Annotated in this window: 19 protein-coding genes; 13 read left to right on the forward strand and 6 right to left on the reverse strand. The window is 71.0% G+C overall.

Going from position 1 to position 23,485, the window contains the following annotated elements; all coding sequences use genetic code 11:
- Positions 1 to 86: 86 nt before the first annotated feature.
- Positions 87 to 671 carry a response regulator gene (locus tag AB0I69_RS21810; RefSeq protein ID WP_363097280.1) on the reverse strand — a complete coding sequence of 195 codons (585 nt, stop codon included), beginning with the start codon at positions 669 to 671 and terminating at the stop codon, positions 87 to 89.
- Entirely contained in the window at positions 668 to 4,825 is a 4,158-nt protein-coding gene (locus AB0I69_RS21815) for a HAMP domain-containing protein (protein ID WP_363097281.1), read from the reverse strand. Before AB0I69_RS21815 ends, AB0I69_RS21810 begins: the two co-directional genes overlap by 4 nt.
- A 102-nt stretch (positions 4,826 to 4,927) precedes the next feature.
- On the opposite strand from AB0I69_RS21815, the gene AB0I69_RS21820 reads away from it, so the two are divergent.
- From AB0I69_RS21820 to AB0I69_RS21830, 3 genes are all read left to right on the forward strand, one after another.
- Positions 4,928 to 6,832, forward strand: coding sequence for a SpoIIE family protein phosphatase (locus tag AB0I69_RS21820; protein ID WP_363097282.1), 1,905 nt, complete (start codon positions 4,928 to 4,930; stop codon positions 6,830 to 6,832).
- Positions 6,833 to 6,863: 31 nt separating this feature from the next.
- Positions 6,864 to 8,096 (forward strand): radical SAM family heme chaperone HemW, encoded by a 1,233-nt coding sequence (gene hemW, locus AB0I69_RS21825; RefSeq protein WP_363097283.1) that lies wholly within the window; start codon positions 6,864 to 6,866, stop codon positions 8,094 to 8,096.
- A 68-nt stretch (positions 8,097 to 8,164) separates the two neighbouring features.
- On the forward strand, positions 8,165 to 8,734 hold the full coding sequence (locus AB0I69_RS21830) for a Uma2 family endonuclease (protein WP_363097284.1): 570 nt from the start codon (positions 8,165 to 8,167) through the stop codon (positions 8,732 to 8,734).
- Here the strand turns inward: AB0I69_RS21830 and AB0I69_RS21835 are convergent.
- Together AB0I69_RS21835 and AB0I69_RS21840 are read right to left on the reverse strand one after the other, a co-directional pair.
- A complete protein-coding gene (locus tag AB0I69_RS21835; protein WP_363097285.1) occupies positions 8,712 to 9,521 on the reverse strand; it encodes a DUF3097 domain-containing protein in 810 nt (269 codons plus the stop codon). The two genes, AB0I69_RS21830 and AB0I69_RS21835, sit on opposite strands and share 23 nt — an antisense overlap.
- A 31-nt stretch (positions 9,522 to 9,552) precedes the next feature.
- Positions 9,553 to 10,278: an MBL fold metallo-hydrolase gene (locus AB0I69_RS21840; RefSeq protein WP_363097286.1), complete on the reverse strand. Its 726-nt coding sequence runs from the start codon at positions 10,276 to 10,278 to the stop codon at positions 9,553 to 9,555.
- A gap of 181 nt (positions 10,279 to 10,459) precedes the next feature.
- Between AB0I69_RS21840 and hrcA the strand changes: the two genes are divergently transcribed.
- The 10 genes from hrcA (at position 10,460) to AB0I69_RS21890 (ending at position 21,259) form a co-directional block, all read left to right on the forward strand.
- Positions 10,460 to 11,476 carry a heat-inducible transcriptional repressor HrcA gene (gene hrcA / locus AB0I69_RS21845; RefSeq protein WP_019074081.1) on the forward strand — a complete coding sequence of 339 codons (1,017 nt, stop codon included), beginning with the start codon at positions 10,460 to 10,462 and terminating at the stop codon, positions 11,474 to 11,476.
- On the forward strand, positions 11,477 to 12,610 hold the full coding sequence (dnaJ, locus tag AB0I69_RS21850) for a molecular chaperone DnaJ (RefSeq protein WP_328683406.1): 1,134 nt from the start codon (positions 11,477 to 11,479) through the stop codon (positions 12,608 to 12,610). It abuts the gene before it with no gap.
- Between the two features lie 100 nt (positions 12,611 to 12,710).
- On the forward strand, positions 12,711 to 13,787 hold the full coding sequence (locus tag AB0I69_RS21855; protein ID WP_363097287.1) for a nitronate monooxygenase: 1,077 nt from the start codon (positions 12,711 to 12,713) through the stop codon (positions 13,785 to 13,787).
- Positions 13,784 to 14,536 carry a 16S rRNA (uracil(1498)-N(3))-methyltransferase gene (locus AB0I69_RS21860; RefSeq protein WP_363097288.1) on the forward strand — a complete coding sequence of 251 codons (753 nt, stop codon included), beginning with the start codon at positions 13,784 to 13,786 and terminating at the stop codon, positions 14,534 to 14,536. Before AB0I69_RS21855 ends, AB0I69_RS21860 begins: the two co-directional genes overlap by 4 nt.
- Before the next feature lie 16 nt (positions 14,537 to 14,552).
- A complete protein-coding gene (locus AB0I69_RS21865) occupies positions 14,553 to 14,945 on the forward strand; it encodes a VOC family protein (RefSeq protein ID WP_363097289.1) in 393 nt (130 codons plus the stop codon).
- A 144-nt stretch (positions 14,946 to 15,089) separates the two neighbouring features.
- Positions 15,090 to 15,596: a hypothetical protein gene (locus AB0I69_RS21870; RefSeq protein ID WP_363097508.1), complete on the forward strand. Its 507-nt coding sequence runs from the start codon at positions 15,090 to 15,092 to the stop codon at positions 15,594 to 15,596.
- Between the two features lie 45 nt (positions 15,597 to 15,641).
- Positions 15,642 to 18,860 carry a S41 family peptidase gene (locus AB0I69_RS21875; RefSeq protein ID WP_363097290.1) on the forward strand — a complete coding sequence of 1,073 codons (3,219 nt, stop codon included), beginning with the start codon at positions 15,642 to 15,644 and terminating at the stop codon, positions 18,858 to 18,860.
- Between the two features lie 123 nt (positions 18,861 to 18,983).
- The gene (locus tag AB0I69_RS21880; protein ID WP_363097291.1) at positions 18,984 to 19,337 is read left to right on the forward strand and encodes a histidine triad nucleotide-binding protein; all 354 of its coding nucleotides are present in this window, start codon (positions 18,984 to 18,986) and stop codon (positions 19,335 to 19,337) included.
- Between the two features lie 6 nt (positions 19,338 to 19,343).
- Positions 19,344 to 20,249, forward strand: a complete 906-nt coding sequence (locus tag AB0I69_RS21885; RefSeq protein ID WP_363097292.1) for a ribonuclease Z — start codon at positions 19,344 to 19,346, stop codon at positions 20,247 to 20,249.
- 20 nt (positions 20,250 to 20,269) lie between these two features.
- A complete protein-coding gene (locus AB0I69_RS21890) occupies positions 20,270 to 21,259 on the forward strand; it encodes an adenosine deaminase (RefSeq protein ID WP_363097293.1) in 990 nt (329 codons plus the stop codon).
- Here AB0I69_RS21890 and AB0I69_RS21895 read toward each other — a convergent pair.
- On the reverse strand, positions 21,256 to 22,476 hold the full coding sequence (locus AB0I69_RS21895; RefSeq protein WP_363097294.1) for an MFS transporter: 1,221 nt from the start codon (positions 22,474 to 22,476) through the stop codon (positions 21,256 to 21,258). The two genes, AB0I69_RS21890 and AB0I69_RS21895, sit on opposite strands and share 4 nt — an antisense overlap.
- A 224-nt stretch (positions 22,477 to 22,700) precedes the next feature.
- The gene (locus AB0I69_RS21900; protein ID WP_363097295.1) at positions 22,701 to 23,483 is read right to left on the reverse strand and encodes an IclR family transcriptional regulator; all 783 of its coding nucleotides are present in this window, start codon (positions 23,481 to 23,483) and stop codon (positions 22,701 to 22,703) included.
- Between the last annotated feature and the right edge of the window lie 2 nt (positions 23,484 to 23,485).

Below are 23,485 nucleotides of genomic sequence, written 5' to 3' on the forward strand. Positions count from 1 at the left end.
GTTCAGGTGGGGGCCGGGCCAACCCCCTGGGGGCGCGGGGAACTGCGCGCCCAGCCCCACCGACCCGCGCGTAACGAACTGCCTACCTACCTGGACGAGCGCCGCCGCAACTCCCGCACCAGTAGCCCCATCTCCCGCACCTGAACCCGGAGTTCGTGCACCTCGTCGACCGCGCTGGCCGCCATCCGCGCCTCGATCTCCTTGAGCCGCAACGCCAGTTCGTCGAACTGCCCCTGCTCACGCGCCAGCATCCGCTCCAACAGCTGGTTCTTGCGGTGCAGTTCCAGGAAAACGGTGACCTTGGCCCGCAGCACCCAGGGATCGAACGGCTTGGTCAAGTAGTCGGCGGCACCCGTGGCATAACCCCGGAACGCGTACCCCGCGTCCGAGTCCGTGCCGGTCAGGAAGATGATCGGGACGTCCTTGGTCTGGTCGAGCCGTTTGATGTTGGCGGCGGTCTCGAACCCGTCCATGCCCGGCATGCGGATGTCCAGCAGGACGACGGCGAAACGTTGCCGCAGCAGCGCCTTCATCGCCTCCTCGCCCGAACGGGCGCGTACCAGTGGCTCGTTGAGGGACCCCAGGACGGCCTCCAGCGCGACCAGGTTGTCCTCCATGTCGTCGACCAGGAGGATGCTGGCGCGCTCGTCGGTCGTTGCCTCAGCGCTCATGATGACCGGCCTGACTCAGTCGTCGGCGGCATCGCCGCTTCCCCTGATGTACCCGGTTCCGGCTCCGCCGTCCCCGGGTCGGTGTCCACGGCCTCGGGGTCCAGGAGAGCGCAGACGACGGTCAGCAGTTGGTCGACGTCCACCGGCTTGGGTACGTAGTCGTTGGCGCCCCGCGCGATGGACTTCTCCCGGTCGCCGGGCATCGCCTTGGCGGTGAGCGCGACGATCGGCAGGCCGGTCCAGCGCGGGGCGCGGCGGATGGCGGCGATGGTCTCGTACCCGTCCATCTCCGGCATCATGATGTCCATCAGTACGAGTTCGACGTCCGGGTTGCGCTCCAGGGTCTCGATGCCCTCGCGGCCGTTCTCCGCGTACAGCACAGGCATACCGACCCGGCCCAGGACATGGGTGAGCGCGAAGACGTTGCGGATGTCGTCGTCCACGATCAACACCCGCCGCCCCGGCAGCACTTGACCCGCCCGCCCGGCCTTCCACGCCTCCAGTTTGGTGGGCGTCGGCCACGAGTCGTCCACCTCGTGCCCGGTGAACGGCTCGGTGGACAACTGCTCGGGCATCACCGGCAGTTCCCGGTCCTCGGCGGTCGGCCCGGTCGCCGAAAGTCCGGGGCTGACGATCGGGACGTAGAGAGTGAAGGTCGAGCCGCAGCCCGGCTCGCTCTCCGCGACGATACGGCCGCCGAGCAGCCCGGCGATCTCCCGGCTGATCGACAACCCCAGCCCCGTACCGCCGTACTTGCGGTTGGTCGTGCCGTCGGCCTGCTGGAACGCCTCGAAGATCACCGGGAGTTTCTCGGCGGCGATCCCGATGCCGGTGTCGGAGACGGCGAACACGATGACCTCGTCGCTGTCGTCGGAGTAGCGGTGCTCGGGGTCCTTGACGCGGTTGACGCGGAGTTCGACGCGGCCGGTGGCGGTGAACTTGATGGCGTTGGACAGCAGGTTGCGCAGGATCTGCTGGAGCCGCTGCTCGTCCGACCACATCTCGCGCGGTACGTCCTCGCCCACCGACACCTCGAAGGCGAGCCCCCGGTCCAGGGTGAGCGGGCGGAAGGTGGCGTGGACGTAGTCGAGGAGCTTGATGAGCGGGAGCCGCTTCGGGCGTACGTCCATGCGGCCGGCCTCGATCTTCGACAGGTCGAGGATGTCGTTGATGAGTTGGAGGAGGTCCGAGCCGGAGCGGTGGATCGTGGTCGCGAACTGCACTTCTTGGTCGGAGAGCCGGCCGTCCGGGTTGTCGGAGAGCAGCCGGGCGAGGATCAGCAGCGAGTTGAGTGGGGTGCGCAGCTCGTGGCTCATGTTCGCCAGGAACTCCGACTTGTACTGCGAGGAGGTCGCCAACAGGGCTGCCTTCTCCTCCAGTTCGGCGTTCGAGCGCTGCAACTCGGCCTGCTGTTTCTGGAGTTCGTCCGAACGTTCCTGCAACTGTATGGCCAGCCGCTGGGACTCGCCGAGCAGGGACTCCGTGCGGGAGTTGGCGATGATGGTGTTGATCGCGACGCCGATGGTGTTCACGAACTGGTCGAAGAAGGCGAGGTGGACGTCGGAGAAGCGGGAGAAGGAGGCCAGTTCGATCACGCCGAGGAGCTTGTCCTCGAAGATGATCGGGATGATGACCACGCTCGCCGGGGCGGCTTCCCCGAGCCCGCTGTTGATCTTGATGTAGTCCGGCGGGGCCTCCTCCACCAGGATCCGCTTCTTCTCCCGCGCCGCCTGCCGCACCAGCCCGTGCACCGGCATGCCGCCCGTGTCCACGGTCGCGCCCTGCGCCGACCCGTACCCCGCGATGAAGGCAAGTCCCTTGGCCGGGATGGCCGTTCGCAGGCTGTCCTCGTCGGGATCGGCCAGGAAGAACGCCCCGTACTGGGCGTTCACCAGCGGGGTCAGCTCGCGCAGGATCAGGTCGGCGACCTCCATCAGGTCCCGGTGCCCCTGCATCAGGGCTGCCAGCCGGGCCAGGTTGGACTCCAGCCAGTCCTTCGCGCGGGTCGTCTCGCGGAGGTTGGCCACCATCAGGTTGATGTTGTCCTTCAGCTCGGTGACCTCGCCCTGGGTCTCCACCGTGATCGAGCGGGACATGTCGCCCTGGGCCACCGCCGACGCCACCTCGGCGATCGCGCGGACCTGCGTGGTCAGGTTCAGCGCGAGTTCGTTCACGTTGGTCGTCAGGCGCTTCCAGGTGCCGTAGACGCCCTCCACCCGTGCCTGGCCGCCGAGTTGACCCTCGGAGCCGACCTCGCGGGCCACCCGGGTGACCTCGGAGGAGAAGGAGGAGAGGGTGTCGACCATCGTGTTGATGGTGGTCTTGAGTTCGAGGATCTCGCCGCGCGCGTCCACGTCGATCTTCTTCGACAGGTCGCCCTGCGCCACCGCCGTCGCGACCTGGGCGATGTTCCGGACCTGTGAAGTCAGGTTGTCGGCCATGTAGTTGACGTTGTCGGTCAGGTCGGCCCAGACACCGGAGACGCCCAACACCTGGGCGCGTCCGCCGAGTCGGCCATCCGTGCCGACCTCGCGGGCCACCCGGGTCACCTCGTCGGCGAAGGCGCGCAGCTGCTCCACCATCGTGTTGACGGTGTCCTTGAGTTCGAGGATCTCGCCGCGCGCGTCGACGGTGATCTTCTTCGACAGGTCGCCGTTGGCCACGGCCGTCGTCACCTGGGCGATGTTCCGCACCTGCGAAGTCAGGTTCAGGGCCATGAAGTTGACGTTGTCCGTCAGGTCCTTCCAGACCCCGGACACACCGCGCACCTGCGCCTGGCCGCCGAGGTTGCCCTCCGTGCCGACCTCGCGGGCCACGCGCGTCACTTCGTCCGCGAAGGCGGAGAGCTGGTCGACCATCGTGTTGATCGTGGACTTCAGCTCCAGGATCTCGCCCTTGGCCTCCACGGTGATCTTCTTGCCGAGGTCGCCCTGTGCGACGGCGGTCGACACCAGCGCGATGTTCCGGACCTGCGAAGTCAGGTTGTCCGCCATGAAGTTGACGTTGTCGGTGAGGTCCTTCCAGACCCCGGAGACACCCCGCACCTGCGCGCGTCCGCCGAGGTTGCCCTCGGTGCCGACCTCGCGGGCGACGCGCGTCACCTCGTCGGCGAAGGCGGAGAGCTGGTCCACCATGGTGTTGATGGTCGACTTCAGTTCGAGGATCTCGCCCTGAGCGTCGACCGTGATCTTCTGACTCAGGTCGCCGTTGGCCACGGCGGTCGTCACCTGGGCGATGTTCCGGACCTGTGAGGTCAGGTTCGACGCCATGAAGTTGACGTTGTCGGTCAGGTCCTTCCAGACCCCGGACACGCCCCGCACCTGCGCGCGCCCGCCCAACTGGCCCTCGGTGCCGACCTCACGGGCGACGCGCGTCACCTCGTCGGCGAAGGCGGAGAGCTGGTCGACCATCGTGTTCACGGTGAGCTTGAGTTCGAGCAGCTCGCCGGTCGCCTCGACGGTGACCGTCCGCGTCAGGTCGCCGCGCGCCACCGCAGTCGTCACCAGGGCGATGTCCCGCACCTGTGCGGTCAGCCGGGACGCCATGGTGTTGACCGCCTCGGTCACATCACGCCAACTGCCGGACAGACCGGTCACCTTGGCCCGCCCACCGAGCCTGCCCTCGGTGCCGACCTCGCGGGCGACCCGGGTCACCTCGCCGGTGAACAGGGAGAGTTGGTCCACCATCTTGTTCACGGCGCGGCCGAGCCGTCGTAGGTCACCGCGCAACTGCCTGCTGCCGTCGTGCAGATCGACCCGCTGGGTCAGGTCGCCGCCCGCCACCGCGTCCAGGACCCGGGTCGCGTTGGCGGCCGGGGCGACCAGGGCGTCGAGGAGCTGGTTGACGTCGTTGACCCGAGCGGTCCAGCCGCCCTGGCCGGGGCTGGCCGAGAGGCGTTCGTCGAGGCGGCCGTGGCGCACCAGCTCCCGCTTGACGCGCTGCGCCTCGGAGTTGAAGTGGTTGTTGCGGTCCATGATCTGGTTGAAGGCGGCGGTCAGTTCCGCCACCATGCCGTGGCCCGTCTCCGGCGCCTTCGTGAAGTCGCCGTCACGGGCGGCCGTCATCACGGCGAGCAGCGGACGGAGATCCGATGCTCGAATCCAGTCCTCTTTGTGTCCGTCTTCGAGCACACGCGTAGCACTGTTCTCACTCATGGCGGCCCACTTCGGTAACTCGGCGCTTATGCGCGCGGTCAGTCTGTCACTCTGTCCGCATCGATCGAGGCGTATTCGTCCGAACTGCTCCGGGAGCTGCGCATGGGGGCCATTCCGACGCAACGGGAGACCACTTGGCGCACTCCCGATGCGCCCGCGCACTTTGGCGCGGACCCGCGCACGACGGTGCGCGCCACGCTGTCCGGAAGCCCCCTGGCGCCCGGCTCCGCCCGCTGCCTGGTGCGTGCCGCGCTCCTCCAGTGGGCCGAACTCGGCCTGCCCGGCACCGAGAAGCTCACCGACCGGCTGGCCGACGACGCGATGGTCGTCGTCAGCGAACTCGTCACCAACGCCGTCGTGCACGCGGGCACGGACGTCGAGCTGGTGTGCCGACTTGAGGACACGGACTCGATCGTCGTGGAGGTCGCCGACCATCACCCCTCCCGCGCCCCGCGCGACAACAGTGTCGAACCGGCGTACGAGACACCGGAGTTCGGGCGTGGCCTGCGCCTCGTCTCCACCCTCGCGGAGGCCTGGGGCGTCACCTACCGCACCGGCACCAAGACCGTGTGGGCCCGCCTGCCTGCCGAAGGAAGCGCCGCCGCCGAGGAGTTGGAGACGTACGCGGGGGAGCGCGGCCTCCGTGTCGCCGAGATCCTCGCCCCCGAACCGCAGCGCGCCGAGCGCGACCGGGACTGGCTGGGCCGCGGCGCCCTCTCCTTCCTCGCCGAGGCATCCGACCTCCTCGCCGGACAGCTCGACGAGGACCTGGTCGCCGCGCTCGCCGGACAGCTGATCGTGCCCAGGCTGGCCGACTGGTGCGCCGTATGGCTGGAGGACGAGTCGATGGGCCGAGGCGGCGGCTGGGGCGAGGGCGCCGGGGCCGGCGCCGGGCCGCGCCTCGCCCGTGTCTGGCACGGCAGCGAGAACCGCATCGAGGAACTGCGCCGCGCCCTGGAGAAGGACCCGCCCCGCCCGCCGGACTCCTTAAGGCCCGTCTCCTACCCCTGGCCCACCGACGCCCTCGGCCCGCACGGCACCCACGGCGCGGCACTGTCGTACCGGCTGATCGCGGGCGGCCGTCCGCTCGGCACGCTGGTCATCGGGCGGTCCGGGCTGCCCCGCTTCCCCGACGAGGTCACCGGCCTGGTCGAGGACCTCAGCCGCCGGGTCGCGCTCGCGATCGGCGCGGCCCGCCAGTACGCCCGCCAGGCCACCATCAGCCGCGTCCTCCAGCGCGGCCTGCTGCCCGGCGCCGTCGCCGAGATCCCCGGCGTGCAGAGCGCCCTCGTCTACGAACCGTGCGACAAGGGCGGCCCCAGCGGCGACTTCTACGACCTCTTCCCGGCCGGCGACGGCCGCTGGTGCTTCGCCCTCGGCGACGTCCAGGGCAAGGGCCCCGAGGCCGCCGTAGTGATCGGACTGGCGCGCCCCTGGCTGCGGCTCCTCGCCCGCGAGGGCTACGGCGTCGCCGACGTCCTCGACCGCCTCAACCAGCTCCTCCTCGACGACGCCACCGAGGCCGCCGACGCGGCGGCCCACGCCCTGGTCGCCGCGGGCGGCATGCCGGGCCCGGTCGGCGACGGCCCCCGCTTCCTCTCCCTCCTCTACGGCGAGCTGGTCCCCTTCGACGGCGGCGTCCGCTGCACCCTCGCCTCCGCCGGACACCCGCTGCCGCTGCTCCTCGGGCCGGACGGCAGCGTCGGTACGGCAGCCCGCCCGCAGACCCTCCTCGGCGTCATCGAGGACGCCACGTACACCAGCGAGACCTTCGAACTGCGGCCCGGCGACAGCCTGTTGTGCGTCACGGACGGGGTGACCGAGCGGCGCTCCGGGTCGGTCCAGTTCGACGACGGCGACGGCCTCGCGACCGCGCTCGCCGGGTGCGCGGGGCTCAGCGCGGAGCTGATCGCGGAGCGGATCAAACGCCTGGTCCACGAGTTCGGCGGACGCCCTCCGGAGGACGACCTGGCGCTGCTGGTGCTCCAGGCGGAACAGGCGGAGTAGACAGTCGTACGGGTGCTGGACAATGGAAGACATGCCTTCCGCACTCCCCGACGGCGATCCCGTCCCCGACGACGGCGCCCTGCCCGCACAGGCGCTCGCCGGATCGGCCGACCGCCCCCTCGGGTTCTATCTGCACGTCCCGTACTGCGCGACCCGCTGCGGCTACTGCGACTTCAACACCTACACGGCGACCGAGCTGCGCGGCACGGGCGGAGTGCTGGCCTCCCGCGACAACTACGCGGACACCCTGATCGACGAGGTCCGGCTGGCCCGCAAGGTCCTGGGCGACGACCCGCGCCCGGTCCGCACGGTCTTCGTCGGCGGCGGCACGCCCACGCTGCTGGCGGCGGGCGATCTCGTACGGATGCTGGGCGCGATCCGCGACGAGTTCGGCCTCGCGCAGGACGCGGAGATCACCACGGAGGCGAACCCGGAGTCGGTGGACCCCGCCTACCTCGCGGCCCTCCGCGACGGCGGCTTCAACCGCGTCTCCTTCGGCATGCAGAGCGCGAAACAGCACGTCCTGAAGATCCTGGACCGCACCCACACCCCCGGCCGCCCCGAGGCGTGTGTCGCGGAGGCCCGCGCGGTCGGCTTCGACCACGTCAACCTCGACCTGATCTACGGCACCCCCGGCGAGACGGACGACGACTGGCGCGCCTCCCTCGACGCCGCCCTCGGCGCGGGCCCCGACCACATCAGCGCCTACGCCCTGATCGTCGAGGAGGGCACCCAGCTCGCCCGCCGCATCCGCCGCGGCGAGGTCCCGATGACGGACGACGACGTGCACGCCGACCGCTATCTGATCGCCGACGAGGTGATGTCGGCGGCGGGCTTCGACTGGTACGAGGTCTCGAACTGGGCAACGTCGAATTCCGGCCGTTGTCTGCACAACGAGCTGTACTGGCGCGGCGCCGACTGGTGGGGCGCGGGCCCCGGCGCGCACTCGCACGTCGGCGGGGTGCGGTGGTGGAACGTCAAGCACCCGGGGGCGTACGCGGGGGCGCTGGCGGCCGGCCGCTCCCCGGGCGCCGGCCGGGAGATCCTCTCCGCGGAGGACCGCCGGGTGGAGCGGATCCTGCTGGAGCTACGGCTGCGGGAGGGGGCACCGCTGGACCTGCTCCGGCCGGAGGGGCTCGCGGCCTCGCGCCTGGCGCTGGGGGACGGGCTGCTGGAGGCGGGGCCGTACGAGGAGGGGCGGGCCGTGCTCACGTTGCAGGGGCGGTTGCTGGCGGATGCGGTGGTACGGGACCTGGTGGACTGATCACTCGGGGGAGTGAACCGGGGCGGGAGGCTGATCCGGTCGCTGATCCACTTTCCTAGGCTGCCGTTGTGAGCGACCGGCGAATCACCAGGTTCTTTGCGGAGTTCGAGCCCCCTGAGGGCTTCAGAGCCGAGCTGCTCCGGGGGGAGATCGTGCTGACGGCCAGCCCTGACCTGGTGCACAACGCGATCGTGGAGACGGTTCGGGACCAGATTCCCAGGAGGGGCTGGAGACGGCTTCAGACGCAGCGAGTGGCGATCCCCGAAGAGCCGAGTGAGCCGCAGCCGGACCTTGTGGTGATCGAGCGCGGTGCCGGCCCCGATGGCGGAAGACTGATGCCTGCCGAGGTCATCACGATGGTGGTCGAGGTCGTCTCCACGCGCAGCGTCCATCGCGACTACGAAGTCAAGCGCTCGATCTACGCGGCGGCAAAGGTACCCGGGTACTTGGTCATCGACCCGGTCATGGCCCAGTGCGTCCTGTTCACCGAGCCGACGGGCACGGGCGATGCCGCGGACTACCGATGCCGGCGCATCACCAAGTTCGGGGAGCCCGCCCCGTTGGAGCCCATCGGCGGCGAGCTCGACACCAGCGAATTCGCCACCTACGAGAACGTCACGCCCCACCGCTGTCCGTGACGAAGTCGATCAACTCCTCCACCCGCCCCAGCAGTTCCGGCTCCAGGTCCTTGTAGGACCCCACCTTGGCCAGAATCGCCTGCCACACCGCACCGGTGTTTTCCGGCCAACCCAGGGACCGGCACACCCCCGTCTTCCAGTCCTGCCCGTGCGGGACGCGGGGCCAGGCGGCGATGCCCACGGAGGACGGTTTCACGGCCTCCCAGATGTCGATGTACGGGTGGCCGACGACCAGCGCGTGCTCGCTGGTGACCGACTGGGCGATGCGCCACTCCTTGGTGCCGGGGAGCAGGTGGTCCACCAGGATGCCCAGGCGGGCGTCCGGGCCCGGAGCGAACTCCGCCACGATGGCCGGCAGGTCGTCGACGCCCTCCAGGTACTCGACCACCACGCCCTCGATGCGCAGGTCGTCGCCCCACACCCGCTCGACGAGCTCGGCGTCGTGCCGGCCCTCCACGTAGATCCGCCCGGCGCGAGCCACGCGCGCGCGTGCACCGGGGACGGCCACCGAACCGGATGCCGTACGAGTGGGCCGTAGCGGACTCGACACAGGCCTGACCAGGGTGACCACCCTGCCCTCCAGCAGGAAGCCCCTCGGCTCCATCGGGAACACCCGGTGCTTGCCGAAGCGGTCCTCCAGGGTGACCGTGCCGGCCTCGCAGCGGATCACCGCGCCGCAGAAACCGGTGCCCGGCTCCTCGACCACCAGGCCCGCTTCCGCGGGGACCTCGGGGGCGGGCTTGGGCTTCTTCCACGGTGGGGTCAGGTCGGCGGAGTACTGGCGCATTCGGATGACGATAGGAGAACCCCGACAGGCGTCACCGCGACACGCCGAAACGCGTTGCCAACGCGTCCCGTTGGGCCCGTACGAACCCCGCGTCCACCACCGCTCCGTGACCGGGCACGTACAGCGCGTCCTCCCCGCCCAGGGAGAGGAGCCGGTCAAGCGCCGCAGGCCAGTGCGACGGTACGGCGTCGGGGCCCGCCTGGGGTTCACCGGACTCCTCGACCAGGTCGCCGCAGAACACGACCGCCGGGGAGCCGGGGACGAGGACCGCGAGATCGTGGGCCGTGTGTCCGGGGCCGACGTCGGCGAGCAGGGCCTCCCGGTCGCCGCCCAGGGGGAGTGCCAACTCGTCCGACACCTGGTGACGCGGGTACGTCAGAGCGGCTACGGCCTCGTCGGCCACGCGCGCGTGCAGCCCGTTTCGGACAGCGTCCGTCCGTAGATCCTCGCGCTCGCGCGTCAACACGTGCTCCACGCCCGCCGCGCCGAACACCTCCGCGTCCGTGAACGCCGCAGCCCCGAAGACATGGTCGAAATGGGCGTGGGTGAGCGCGAGATGGGTCACACGGTGCCCGGCGAGCGCCTGCGCCTCCGTACGCAACCGCGCGCCCTCCGCCGGACTCGACCCGGCGTCGATCATCAGCGCCGAACCCGCCCCGACGACCAGCCCGACCGTGCAGTCCCAGCCAGGCAGCCGGCACCGCCCCACCCCGGCGGCCAGCCGCTCCCACCCCGCCTCTTCCCAAGTCACCGTCATACGGCGACGCTAACGGTGACGGTACCCAGGGCGTGACATCGCAGGACCGGCCTTGCCCGGGGTGTACCCCACGGCCGTACACTGGGCCGGGGAACGCTGGCACTCGCGCGCACAGAGTGCCAGAAAAGGGCGGGCTCGCGACAAGCGGCGACAAAGGCGACCAGAACTGGAGGTGTGCGCGATGCTCAGCGAACGCAGGCTTCAGGTGCTGCGCGCCATCGTCCAGGACTATGTCGGCACCGAGGAGCCGGTCGGGTCCAAGGCGCTCACCGAGCGGCACAGCCTCGGCGTCTCCCCGGCGACCGTGCGCAACGACATGGCGGCCCTGGAGGACGAGGGGTACATCGCCCAGCCGCACACCAGCGCCGGGCGGATTCCGACCGACAAGGGCTACCGGCTGTTCGTCGACAAGCTCGCCGGCGTCAAGCCGATGACCGGCCCCGAGCGCAAGGCCATCCAGAACTTCCTCGACGGCGCGGTCGACCTCGACGACGTCGTGGGCCGTACGGTCCGGCTGCTCGCGCAGCTCACCCGGCAGGTCGCCGTCGTGCAGTACCCCTCGCTGACCCGCTCGACCGTCCGGCACGTGGAGCTGCTGTCGCTGGCCCCCGCGCGCGTGATGCTCGTGCTGATCACCGACACCGGGCGGGTCGAGCAGCGCATGGTCGACTGCCCGGCCCCGTTCGGGGAGAGCTCGCTCGCGGATCTACGCGCGCGGCTCAACAGCCGGATCGCGGGCCGCCGCTTCGCGGACGTACCGCAGCTCGTGCAGGACCTGCCGGAGGCCTTCGAGAACGAGGACCGCGGCACGGTCGCGACGGTGCTCTCCACCCTCCTGGAGACCCTCGTCGAGGAGACCGAGGAGCGATTGATGATCGGCGGCACCGCCAATCTCACCCGCTTCGGACATGACTTTCCCCTCACCATCCGCCCCATCCTGGAAGCACTTGAGGAACAGGTCGTTCTCCTCAAGTTGCTTGGTGAGGCGGGGGATTCGGGCATGACCGTACGGATCGGTCACGAGAACGCCTACGAGGGACTCAACTCCACATCGGTGGTGTCGGTCGGCTACGGTTCGGGCGGCGAGGCAGTCGCCAAGCTCGGCGTGGTCGGACCGACCCGCATGGATTACCCGGGAACGATGGGAGCGGTACGCGCAGTGGCACGGTACGTCGGACAGATCCTGGCGGAGTCCTAAGTGGCCACGGACTACTACGCCGTTCTCGGCGTGCGTCGCGACGCGTCGCAGGATGAGATCAAGAAGGCCTTCCGTAGGCTCGCGCGCGAGCTGCACCCGGACGTGAATCCGGATCCGAAGACCCAGGAGCGGTTCAAGGAGATCAACGCCGCTTACGAGGTGCTCTCGGACCCGCAGAAGAAGCAGGTCTACGACCTCGGCGGCGACCCCCTCTCGCAGGCGGGCGGCGCGGGCGCGGGCTTCGGAGCCGGTGGCTTCGGGAACTTCTCGGACATCATGGACGCGTTCTTCGGTACGGCGTCGCAGCGCGGACCGCGCTCGCGCACCCGCCGCGGCCAGGACGCCATGATCCGGCTGGAGATCGAGCTCGACGAGGCCGCCTTCGGCACGACGAAGGACATCCAGGTCGACACGGCCGTCGTCTGCAACACCTGCAACGGCGAGGGCGCGGCCCCCGGCACCTCCGCGCAGACCTGTGACATGTGTCGCGGTCGCGGTGAGGTCTCGCAGGTGACCCGGTCCTTCCTGGGCCAGGTCATGACGTCCCGCCCCTGCCCCCAGTGCCAGGGCTTCGGCACCGTCGTGCCGACACCGTGCCCGGAGTGCGCCGGTGACGGCCGCGTCCGCTCGCGGCGCACCCTCACGGTCAAGATCCCGGCCGGTGTGGACAACGGCACGCGGATCCAGCTCGCGGGCGAGGGCGAGGTCGGCCCCGGTGGCGGCCCCGCCGGTGACCTGTACGTCGAGATCCACGAGCTGCCGCACGCGATGTTCCAGCGCCGCGGCGACGACCTGCACTGCACGGTCACCCTCCCGATGACGGCGGCGTCCCTCGGCACGAAGGTGCCGTTGGAGACGCTGGACGGCATGGAGGAGGTCGACATCCGCCCGGGCACCCAGTCCGGCCAGTCGATCCCGCTGCACACCCGAGGCATCACGCATCTGCGCGGCGGCGGCCGGGGCGACCTCATCGTCCACGTCGAGGTCACCACCCCGACCAAGCTGGACGTGGAGCAGGAACGTCTACTCCGGGAGCTGGCGAAGCTGCGCGGCGAGGAGCGGCCCATGGGGACGTTCCAGCCGGGTCAGCAGGGCTTGTTCTCCCGGCTGAAGGACGCGTTCAACGGTCGCTGACCGTGGGTTCGAAGAGCGCCGACCGCCGGGCATGCGCCTGTCCTATGCCGGGCGGAAGGCCGGATTCGGACTTGTTCGGAGGACGTGACAACATGCCGTCATGTCCTCCGCACTGACCGATCTCTTCCCTCATCCGATCGTGCAGGCCCCCATGGCGGGCGGTGTCTCCGTCCCGCGCCTCGCGGCCGCCGTGTCCGAGGCCGGCGGGCTGGGATTCCTCGCCGCCGGGTACAAAACGGCCGACGGCATGTACCAGGAGATCAAGCAGCTGCGGAGCCTGACGGCCCGCCCCTTCGGCGTGAACCTGTTCATGCCGCAGCCGGAGTACGCGGACAAGGCCGCCGTCGACGTCTACGCCCACCAACTGGCCGGTGAGGCCGCCTGGTACGAGACGGAGCTCGGCGACCCGGACAGCGGCCGCGAGGACGGCTACGACGCCAAGCTGTCCGTCCTGCTCGACAACCCGGTGCCGGTGGCCTCCTTCCACTTCGGCATCCCCACCCATGACGTACTGGACTCGCTGCGCCGGGCCGGCACCTTCACCCTCGTCACCGTCACCACCGTCGAGGAGGCCCTCGCCGTGGAGCGGGCCGGTGCCGACGCGGTGATCGCGCAGGGCGTCGAGGCCGGCGGCCACCAGGGCACCCACCGCGACCTCCCTGAGAACGACGGCTCCGGCGTCGGCCTGCTCTCCCTCGTCGCCCAGATCCGCGAGACGGTGAGCCTCCCGATCGTCGCCGCCGGCGGTCTGATGCGCGGCAGCCAGATCGCCGCCGCCCTCGCGGCGGGCGCGAGAGCGGCCCAGCTCGGCACGGCGTTCCTCGCCGCACCCGAGTCCGGCGCCCACACGCTGCACAAGCTGGCGCTCACCAACCCCCTGTTCACGCGTACCGAGTTGACCCGCGCGTTCTCCGGCCGCCCGGCCCGCGGCCTGGTCAACCGCTTCATGCGCGAGCACGGCCCGTACGCCCCCGCCGCCTATCCGGAGGTCCACCACCTCACCTCGCCGCTGCGCAAGGCCGCCGCCAAGGCCGGGGACGCGCAGGGCATGGCGCTGTGGGCCGGGCAGGGCCACCGCATGGCACGCGAGCTGCCGGCCGGCCAGCTGGTCGAGGTACTGGTCGCCGAACTGGCGTCCGCCCGGACAGCGTTGTCCACCGGGGGAGATCTCCGATGACCGCCCCGGTGTTCGTCGTCGACTCCCTGGCGGGCGTGGGCCCCGGCTCCGTCGCCGAGGTGGACGGCCCCGAGGGACGGCACGCCGTTTCCGTACGGCGGCTGCAGCCCGGCGAGGACGTCGTGCTCACGGACGGGCAGGGCCGGGGCGCCGCCGGTGTGGTCCTCAGGGCGGAGGGCAAGGACCGGCTGATCGTCGAACTCCACAATTTTCCCGTCGAGGCCGAACCCACCCCCCGCATCACCGTCGTCCAGGCCCTCCCCAAGGGCGACCGCGGCGAGCTGGCCGTGGAGACGATGACCGAGACCGGTGTCGACGCGATCGTCCCCTGGGCGGCCTCCCGTTGCATCACGCAGTGGAAGGGCGAGCGGGGCCTGAAGGCCCTCGCCAAGTGGCGGGCCACCGCCCGGGAGGCCGGCAAGCAGTCCCGCCGGCTGCGCTTCCCGGAGGTCGCGGACGCCGTGACGAGCAAGCAGGTTGCGGCACTTCTGGCCAAAGCCGACTTCGCCGCCGTACTCCACGAGGACCGCGACTACGGCAGCGAGCCCCTCGCCACCGCCGAACTCCCCGCCGAGGGCCAGATCGTGCTGGTCGTGGGCCCCGAAGGCGGCGTCTCGCCCGAGGAGTTGGCCCTCTTCGAGGAAGCCGGGGCGAAGGCCTGCCGGCTCGGGCGTAGCGTGCTGCGCACATCGACCGCCGGAACCGCGGCCACGGCCCTGCTCCTGGGCCGTACCGGACGCTGGTCCTGAACCAGGGGAGACTGCCGTGGAACTCGCCCACGTACGCCTGCTCGTCACCGACTTCGCCGCCTGCTACCGCTTCTACGCCGAAGTCCTCGGCCTGAAGCCCCAGTCGGGGGCGGCCGAGGGGCCCTACGAGAAGTTCAGCCCCGCCGTCGGCTCGGCCGGGATCGCCCTCCAGGACCGCGCGATGATGGCCCAAGTCCTCGGTGAACTGGGGGACTTGGCGACCGGGCACCGCTCGCTCGTGGTCCTGCGCGTCGACGACCTGGACGGGTACTGCGAGCAGATCGCCGCCCGGGGTGCGACCCTGCTGCACGGCCCGGCGCCGATGACGGACCGGATGCGGGTCGCGCATCTCAAGGACCCCGAGGGCAATGTGGTGGAGCTTCAGGAGTGGCTGCTGCTGCGGGGCTGACGGATCGTGCGCCGGGTGACCGCGCCCCCGGCGCACGCGTGGCCGTATGCGCTCTTCCGTGTGCGCCCTGACGGTGGCAGGCTGCCGTCCATGGGGGTGTTGAGGCGAAACCGGCGTCGGCCGCGCGGGCGACGGGTGGCCGCTGTGGCGGGGCTCGCGATGGTGACCGTGGGCGGGGCCGTGGCGTGCCAGCCCGGCGATCTCAGCGCGGCGACCGTCGCGTACACGACCGACAAGACGGCGACCGCGGAGCTCAAGCGGGACCATGTGAGCGTGCGCTATCTGACCTGCACGGGCAACTACGGCAGCGGCAACAAGGCCTACACGCCAGGGAAGACGCCCTCGCCGACCGAGAGTACCGTCGTCTCCGTGGACTGCCAGGGACAGACGAACGACAACCGGAGCATCACCGTCACCGGCAAGGTCACCCGGGCCGTCGACGGCGCCTGTGTGCGCGGTGACCTGGTCGCCAAGGTCGGCGGCAAACAGGTGTTCCACGTGACCGGGCTCGGCGACTGCAACGCGGCGACACCGTCGTCCGTGTCCAACCCGAACCCGTCCCTCACCTACGGCCCGGGACCGACCGTCACCGTCACCAAGACCATCTGGTGCAAGGGCGACCCGACCTGCTGGCCCGTGGAAGGCAAGTGATCCAAAGGGCTGTCGGCGGATACCGCCGATGCATAACCTGATCAGGTGACTCAGCCCTCAGTGTCCGCAGCCCAGGCCTATCTCCGCTTCCCGCACCTGCACGGCGAGTTGGTCGCCTTCACCGCCGAGGACGACGTGTGGCTGGCGCCCCTCGACGGCGGCGGCCGGGCCTGGCGGGTCAGCGCCGAGAACGTGCCGGTGACCCACCCCCGCATCTCGCCCGACGGCACGACCGTCGCCTGGACCTCCACCCGCGACGGCGCCCCCGAGGTGCACATCGCCTCCGTCGACGGCGGGCCCGCCAAACGCCTGACGTACTGGGGCAGTTCACGCACCCAGGTGCGCGGCTGGACCGCCGACGGCGAGGTCCTCGTGACCAGCACCCAGGGCCAGGCGAACCTCCGCCGCAGCTGGGCCCGCGCGGTCCCGCTGGACGGCGGCCCCGCAACCACCCTGCCGTACGGCCTTGTTGGAGACGTCGCCGTCGGCCCCACGGCCACCGTCCTGCTCTCCGCACCCATGGGCCGCGAGGCCGCCTGGTGGAAGCGCTACCGGGGCGGCACGGCGGGCAAGTTGTGGATCGACCGCGAGGGCGACGGCGAATTCACGCGCCTGCACGAGGAGTTGGACGGCAACATCGAGTACCCGGTGTGGGCGGGGGAGAGGATCGCGTTCCTCTCCGACCACGAGGGCACCGGCGCGCTGTACTCCTCCCTCGCGGACGGCTCCGACCTCCGCCGCCACACCCCGCTCGACGGCTTCTACGCCCGGCACGCGTCCGGTGACGGCACCCGGATCATCTACTCCTCCGCCGGTGAACTCTGGCTCCTCGACGACCTGGACGGTGCCGAACCGCGCCGGCTCGACATCCGCCTCGGCGGCCAGCGCACCGACCAGCAGCCGTTCCCGGTGACCGCGTCCCGCTGGTTCGGGTCCGCGTCGCCCGACCACACCGCGCGCGGCAGCGCGGTCTCCGTGCGCGGCGCCGTCCACTGGGTCACCCACCGCTCCGGCCCCGCCCGCGCGCTCGCCGTCACCCCCGGCGTCCGCGCCCGGCTGCCCCGCACCTTCCGCGCCGACGGCGAGGAGTGGGTGGTGTGGGTGACCGACGCCGAGGGCGACGACGCCCTGGAGTTCGCCCCCGCCACCGGCCTCGCGCCCGGCGCGACCCCGCGCAGGCTCGCCGCCGGACAGCTCGGCCGCGTCCTCGCGCTCACCGTGGCCCCCGACGGCAGCCGGGTCGCCGTGGGCTCGCACGACGGACGCGTCCTCCTCATCGAGCGGGAGACCGGCGAGGTCCGCGAGGTCGACCGCAGCGAGGACGGCGACGCATCGGGCCTCGCCTTCTCCCCGGACTCGGCCTGGCTCGCCTGGTCGCACCCCGGCCCGCGCCCGCTGCGCCAGCTCAAGCTCGCCAACACCACCGACCTGTCGGTCACCGAGGCCACCCCGCTCCGCTTCCAGGACTACGCCCCCGCCTTCACCCTCGACGGCAAGCACCTGGTCTTCCTCTCCACCCGCTCCCTCGACCCGGTCTACGACGAGTTCGTCTTCGACCTGGCCTTCGTGGTCGGCGACCGCCCGCACCTGATCACCCTCGCCGCGACCACCCCGTCCCCCTTCGGACCGCAGCGGCACGGCCGCCCCTTCGAGGCCCCCGACAAGGACGAGACCCCCGACAGCGAGGGCCGCCCGACCACCCGCGTCGACCTCGAAGGCCTCGCCGACCGCATCGTCCCGTTCCCCGTCGAGGCCGGCCGCTACACCAACCTGCGCGCGGCCAAGGACGGCGTGCTGTGGCTGCGCCACCCGGTGGAGGGAGTCCTCGGCGCCACCCGCGCGACCCCCGAAGACCCCGACCCCAAAACCGAGTTGGAGCGCTACGACCTCGCCCAGCAGCGCATCGAGCACCTCGCCGGAGACGCCGACCACTTCGAGGTCAGCGGCGACGGCAAACGCGTCCTGCTGTGGACCGACCACAAGCTGAGGGTCGTACCGAGCGACCGCCGCGCCTCCTCCGAGGACGACGACAGCGACACGAACATCAACGTCGACCTGTCCCGCATCCGCCAGACCGTCGACCCGGCCGCCGAGTGGCGGCAGATGTACGACGAGACCGGCCGCATCATGCGCGACAACTTCTGGCGCGCCGACCTGGGCGGCATCGACTGGGACGGCGTACTCGACCGCTACCGCCCCGTCCTGGACCGCGTCGCCACCCACGACGACCTAGTCGACCTCCTCTGGGAGGTGCACGGCGAACTCGGCACCTCGCACGCCTACGTCACCCCGCGCGGCGGCCACGGCCACGGCGAGCGGCAGGGACTGCTCGGCGCCGACATCTCCCGTCACGAGGACGGCAGTTGGCGCATCGACCGCATCCTGCCCTCCGAGACCTCCGACCCGAACGCCCGCGCCCCGCTCGCCGCCCCCGGCGTCGCCGTACGCGCGGGCGACGCGATCCTCGCGGTCGCGGGCAGGCCCGTCGACCCGGTGACCGGCCCCGGCCCCCTGCTCGTCGGTACGGCGGGCAAGCCCATCGAGCTGACCATCTCCCCGTCCGGCGGCGGCGACCCGCGGCACGCGGTGGTCGTCCCCCTCGCGGACGAGGAACCGCTGTACTACCACGCATGGGTGGCCGACCGCCGCGCCTACGTCCACGAGAAGTCCGGCGGCCGACTCGGCTACCTCCACGTCCCCGACATGCAGGCGCCCGGCTGGGCGCAGATCCACCGCGACCTGCGCGTCGAGGTGGCCCGCGAGGGTCTGGTCGTCGACGTCCGCGAGAACCGCGGCGGCCACACCTCCCAACTCGTCGTCGAAAAACTGGCCCGCCGGATCGTCGGCTGGGACCTCCCCCGGGGCATGCGGCCGTACAGCTATCCCGCGGACGCGCCCCGCGGCCCCGTCGTAGCCGTGGCCAACGAGTTCTCCGGCTCCGACGGCGACATCGTCAACGCGGCGATCAAGGCGCTGGGGATCGGACCGGTGGTCGGTACGCGTACATGGGGCGGAGTCATCGGTATCGACAGCAGGTACCGGTTGGTGGACGGCACGTTGATCACCCAGCCCAAGTACGCGTTCTGGCTTGAGGGTTATGGGTGGGGGGTGGAGAACCACGGGGTGGATCCGGACGTGGAGGTGGTGCAGCGGCCTCAGGATTATGCGGCGGGGAGGGACGCACAGCTGGACGAGGCGATCCGCTTGGCGTTGGAGTCACTGGAGACCGTTCCGGCAAAAAACCCGCCCACTTTGCCCACCTAAAGGGGCGCGGGGCTGTGTCGATTTGCGGCTCCGCCGCGTGGGCGCGACCAGCCCCCACCCACCCGCACCCGACGACGATACGATGCCCCGCGTAAAGCACCCCCAGCCTCGGAGGAAACCCACATGTCAGGGGACCCGCAGGACGACTGCCTGTTCTGCAAGATCGTCGCAGGCCACATCCCGGCGACGATCATCCGAGAGACAGCCACCACTGTCGCGTTCCGAGACATCAACCCCCAGGCCCCGACCCACGTCCTGGTGATCCCCCGAGTCCACTACCCCGACGCCGCCTCCCTCGCCGCCGCCGAACCGGCAATCGCCGCAGACGTACTGCGCGAGGCCGGCGAGGTGGCGACCGACGAGAAGCTGGACAGCTACCGCGTCATCTTCAACACCGGCAGCGGCGTAGGCCAGACCGTGTTCCACGCCCACGCCCACGTCATGGGCGGCCGCGGCATGCAGTGGCCGCCCGGATAACCAGCCATGTCCGTACGCGAGTTCGTGGTCCTCGGCACCGCCAGCCAGGTCCCCACCCGGCACCGCAACCACAACGGCTACCTCCTCCGCTGGGACGGCGAGGGCATCCTCTTCGACCCCGGCGAGGGCACCCAGCGCCAGATGCTGCGCGCCGGGGTCGCCGCGCACGACCTCAACCGCATCTGCGTCACCCACTTCCACGGCGACCACTCCCTCGGCCTCGCGGGCGTCATCCAGCGCATCAACCTGGACCGCGTCCCGCACCCGATCACCGCGCACTACCCGAAGTCGGGCCAGCGCTTCTTCGACCGCCTGCGCTACGCCACGGCGTACCGCGAGACGGTCGGCATCACGGAGTCCCCGGTGTCGGAGGACGGAGTACTCACCACCACGCCCGCCTACACGCTGGAGACCCGCAAGCTCTCCCACCCCGTCGAGTCCTACGGCTACCGCCTCACCGAACCCGACGGCCGCCGCATGCTCCCCGACCGCCTCGCCGCGCACGGCATCAAGGGCCCGGACGTGGGCCGCATCCAGCGCGAGGGGACGATCGGCGATGTGACCCTCGACGACGTCAGTGAGGTACGGCACGGGCAGCGTTTCGCGTTCGTCATGGACACCCGGCTGTGCGACGGGGTGCACGCCCTGGCCGACGGCTGCGACCTGCTGGCGATCGAGTCGACCTTCCTCGACGAGGACGAGCAACTGGCCGTGGACCATGGCCACTTGACCGCAGGACAGGCGGCCCGGGTGGCGCGGGAGGCGGGCGTACGACATCTCGTCCTGACCCACTTCAGCCAGCGCTACTCCGAGCCGGAGGAGTTCGAGCGTCAGGCACGGGCGGCGGGCTTCGAGGGTGAGCTGACCGTGGCGCACGATCTACTCAGGGTGCCGGTTCCGAAACGGCGGTAAAACACCCGTACGATACTTCGATGCCCATTCCCAAAGCCGAACTGCACCTGCACATCGAAGGCACCCTGGAACCCGAGCTGGCCTTCGCACTCGCCGCCCGTAACGGCGTCGAGCTGCCGTACGCGGACACCGAAGAACTGCGCAAGGCGTACCTCTTCGAGGACCTCCAGTCCTTCCTGAACCTCTACTACGAGCTGATGGCCGTCCTGCGCACCGAGCAGGACTTCGAGGACCTCGCCAACGCCTATCTCGCCCGCGCCGCCGCGCAGGGCGTACGGCACGCGGAGATCTTCTTCGACCCGCAGGCGCACCTCGCGCGGGGCGTGGACATGGGCACCGTGGTGGAGGGCCTGTGGCGGGCGCTGGGCAGCAGCGAGCCCCACCACGGCATCTCGACCCGCCTGATCCTCTGCTTCCTGCGTGACGAGTCCGCCGAGTCGGCCATGGAGACGCTGGACGCGGCGAAGCCGTACCTCGACCGGATCACCGGCATCGGCCTCGACTCGGCCGAGGTCGGCCACCCGCCGGCGAAGTTCCGCGAGGTGTACGAGGCCGCCGCAGCGCTGGGCCTACGACGGGTCGCGCACGCCGGTGAGGAGGGCCCGCCGGCCTACATCACCGAGGCGCTGGACGTCCTCGGCGTCGAGCGCGTCGACCACGGGCTGCGGTGCATGGAGGACGCGGAGCTGGTGGCGCGGCTGGTGCGGGACCGTATCCCACTGACGTTGTGCCCGCTGTCGAACGTACGGTTGCGCGCGGTGGACGTCCTCGCCGAGCACCCACTCCCGGCCATGTTGGACGCGGGCCTGCTCTGCACGGTCAACTCCGACGACCCGGCGTACTTCGGCGGGTACGCGGGCGACAACTTCGACGCGGTGCGCTTGGCGCTGGGCCTGAGCGAGGACCGGTTGCGGGAGTTGGCCAGGAACTCCTTTGTGGCGTCCTTCCTGGAGGATGACGAGGAGCGGCGGGCGGGGTATCTCGCCGAGGTGGAGGCCTACGAGTTCTAGGCGGCAGGCGTCGTGTCGTAGATATGGGGTGCCGGTGTCTCCAACGGGATGGTCTCCACTGGGATCTCGATGATCTGGGACACCTGCACCCGGCGCCTGCCGGTGTACAGCGCGACCCCGGTCATCGGTACCGCGATCACCACCAGCCCCACCGCGAGGATCGCGCCCATCGCCGGGAACCCGGCCCGCGCCGACAGCACGCTGCCCGCCAGTGGCCCCGCCGCCGTCCCCAGGGACGAGGCCGAGCCGACGAGGACCGCCCAACGCCCGCGCGGATCAAGGGAGGCGGCGAGGCCGAGGACGTACGACAGGACGATCGGGTAGAGCGTGTTCCAGGCGATCTCGCCGGTCGCGAACGTCCTCAGGTCGTGCGCGGACGCGCTGAGCACGATGCAGCCCGCGATGAGCGCCGTACCCGCGCCGATCGGCACCGCACGCCCCAGCCGGGACCCGAGCGCGCCCGCGCCGATCACGCCGACAAGGCCGGTGCCGAGCGCGACCGCGAACACCGCGCCGACGGTGACCTCGGAGAGATGCGCCTGGGTGAGGCCGATACGGCCGCTGACGCCCCAGAGGGAGTTCTGGGCGAGGGACCAGCACAGCAGGGTGGCGGCGAGGACCAGTCCGGCGCGGCGGTGGGGGAGGCCCGCGGTCTCCACGCGTGCGTGCCCGGTTGCCGTACGGACCGGGAGGCGGCCGGTCAGCGGCCATACGGCGAGTGCGGTGAGGGCGATGGCGGCCAGCGGCTGGCCGTGGCCGGTGCCGAGGTGCGGGACCGTCAGGTAGACGGCTGCCGCGAGCGCGGACACGCAGAGCAGGCCGACGGTGGAGGCGCGGTGCGGGTCGCGTTCGGCGGCGATTCCGGACGCGGCGACCGTGGTGGCCGTACCCGATCCGAAGCCGCCGACCACCGCGCCCGCGATGACCGCGGGGACGGCGTGGGTGAGGGCGGCCGAGCCGTACCCGAGGACGGCGAGGGCGAGGCCGATCCGGGCGAGGGTGCGCGGGCCGACCCGGTCGACGCGCGAGACGAGCAGAAAGCCCGCCGCGGCCGAACTCAACAGCAGGGCACTGCCGATGGCACCGGCCTGCGTGGCGGACAGCGGAAGCCCGGCGTCGAGACGGCCGACGGTGGTGGGCAGGAGGTAGGGGGCGAGGTACCCGGCCGTGAAAAGGGCGACTAGGGGCCAGGGCGTGGTGGTGCTGCGGGCGAACACGGGCGTTCCCAGGGCATGCGAAAGAAGCGGCTCAAAAAGGGGGATTGGGCGACGACCGTCGACGGACAGGAACGCGCGGCCAATTTGTATCAAGCACGCGGTTCACGAAAGAAGGGCGGGGTGTGTGATCTGGGGCACGTTCAGTTTGGAGCCGGGGGGACCGGGTAAACGAGTGCCCAATTCCGGGTGCCGGGTGGCGCAGCCCCCCCCAGAAGGCGCGCCCACTACCGCCAGTGCACAGCTCCACCGGCCGCAGCCGACACACCCTCGATCTTCGCCCGGATCTCCCGCATCACGGCAACGATCTGCCCCTCGTGCTCCGCCGTCAGCCGAGCGACCGGCACCGAGCAACTGATCGCGTCCAGCGGCGGGCTGTCGTACCGCAGGGCGAAGCCGAAGCCGACGATCCCGACGACGCCCTCCTCGCGGTCGATCGAGTAACCCCGGGCGCGGATCGAAGCGAGGTCCGCGGCCAACGCGTCCCGGGACGTGTGCGTGTTGGGCGTGGCGGCCTCGTACGGCCCGGGAGGCAGCTGGGCGTCCGGCCGTTCGGCGAGGAGCGCCTTGCCCAGGGCGCCCACATGGGCCGGGAGCCGCCGCCCCACCCTGCTGATGGTCCGCAGGTACTCGTGCGACTCCCGCGTCGCGAGATACGCCACGTCCCGCCCGTCGAGCCGCCCCAGGTGGATCGTCTCGCCGAGCGCCTGGGACGCCTCGTCGAGATACGGCCGTACGACCCTCACCCGCGGGTCGGAGTCCAGATAGCTCGTGCCGGTGAGCAGGGCGTGGATGCCGATGCCGTAGAGCGAACCGGTGATGTCGGTGCGGACCCAGCCGTGCGCGATCAGGGTCTGGAGCAGGGCGTACATCGAGCTGCGCGGCACGCCCAGCGCGTCGGCGAGTTCCTGGAGGCGTGCGGGACGGTCGCCGCGCGCGGCGAGCAGTTCGAGCAGCTCGACCGTACGGGCGGCGGACTTCACCTCGCGGACGCCACCGGGCTCTGACATGG

The sequence above is a fragment of the Streptomyces sp. NPDC050508 genome (assembly GCF_040655155.1).
Lineage (GTDB): Bacteria > Actinomycetota > Actinomycetes > Streptomycetales > Streptomycetaceae > Streptomyces.

Coding starts and splice junctions, on each gene's coding strand:
- AB0I69_RS21810 (WP_363097280.1), bottom strand. CDS start 671: ATGAGCGCTGAGGCAACGACCGACGAGCGCGCCAGCATCCTCCTGGTC.
- AB0I69_RS21815 (WP_363097281.1), bottom strand. CDS start 4,825: ATGAGTGAGAACAGTGCTACGCGTGTGCTCGAAGACGGACACAAAGAG.
- AB0I69_RS21820 (WP_363097282.1), top strand. CDS start 4,928: ATGGGGGCCATTCCGACGCAACGGGAGACCACTTGGCGCACTCCCGAT.
- hemW (WP_363097283.1), top strand. CDS start 6,864: ATGCCTTCCGCACTCCCCGACGGCGATCCCGTCCCCGACGACGGCGCC.
- AB0I69_RS21835 (WP_363097285.1), bottom strand. CDS start 9,521: ATGCGCCAGTACTCCGCCGACCTGACCCCACCGTGGAAGAAGCCCAAG.
- AB0I69_RS21840 (WP_363097286.1), bottom strand. CDS start 10,278: ATGACGGTGACTTGGGAAGAGGCGGGGTGGGAGCGGCTGGCCGCCGGG.
- hrcA (WP_019074081.1), top strand. CDS start 10,460: ATGCTCAGCGAACGCAGGCTTCAGGTGCTGCGCGCCATCGTCCAGGAC.
- AB0I69_RS21855 (WP_363097287.1), top strand. CDS start 12,711: ATGTCCTCCGCACTGACCGATCTCTTCCCTCATCCGATCGTGCAGGCC.
- AB0I69_RS21860 (WP_363097288.1), top strand. CDS start 13,784: ATGACCGCCCCGGTGTTCGTCGTCGACTCCCTGGCGGGCGTGGGCCCC.
- AB0I69_RS21880 (WP_363097291.1), top strand. CDS start 18,984: ATGTCAGGGGACCCGCAGGACGACTGCCTGTTCTGCAAGATCGTCGCA.
- AB0I69_RS21885 (WP_363097292.1), top strand. CDS start 19,344: ATGTCCGTACGCGAGTTCGTGGTCCTCGGCACCGCCAGCCAGGTCCCC.
- AB0I69_RS21890 (WP_363097293.1), top strand. CDS start 20,270: ATGCCCATTCCCAAAGCCGAACTGCACCTGCACATCGAAGGCACCCTG.
- AB0I69_RS21900 (WP_363097295.1), bottom strand. CDS start 23,483: ATGTCAGAGCCCGGTGGCGTCCGCGAGGTGAAGTCCGCCGCCCGTACG.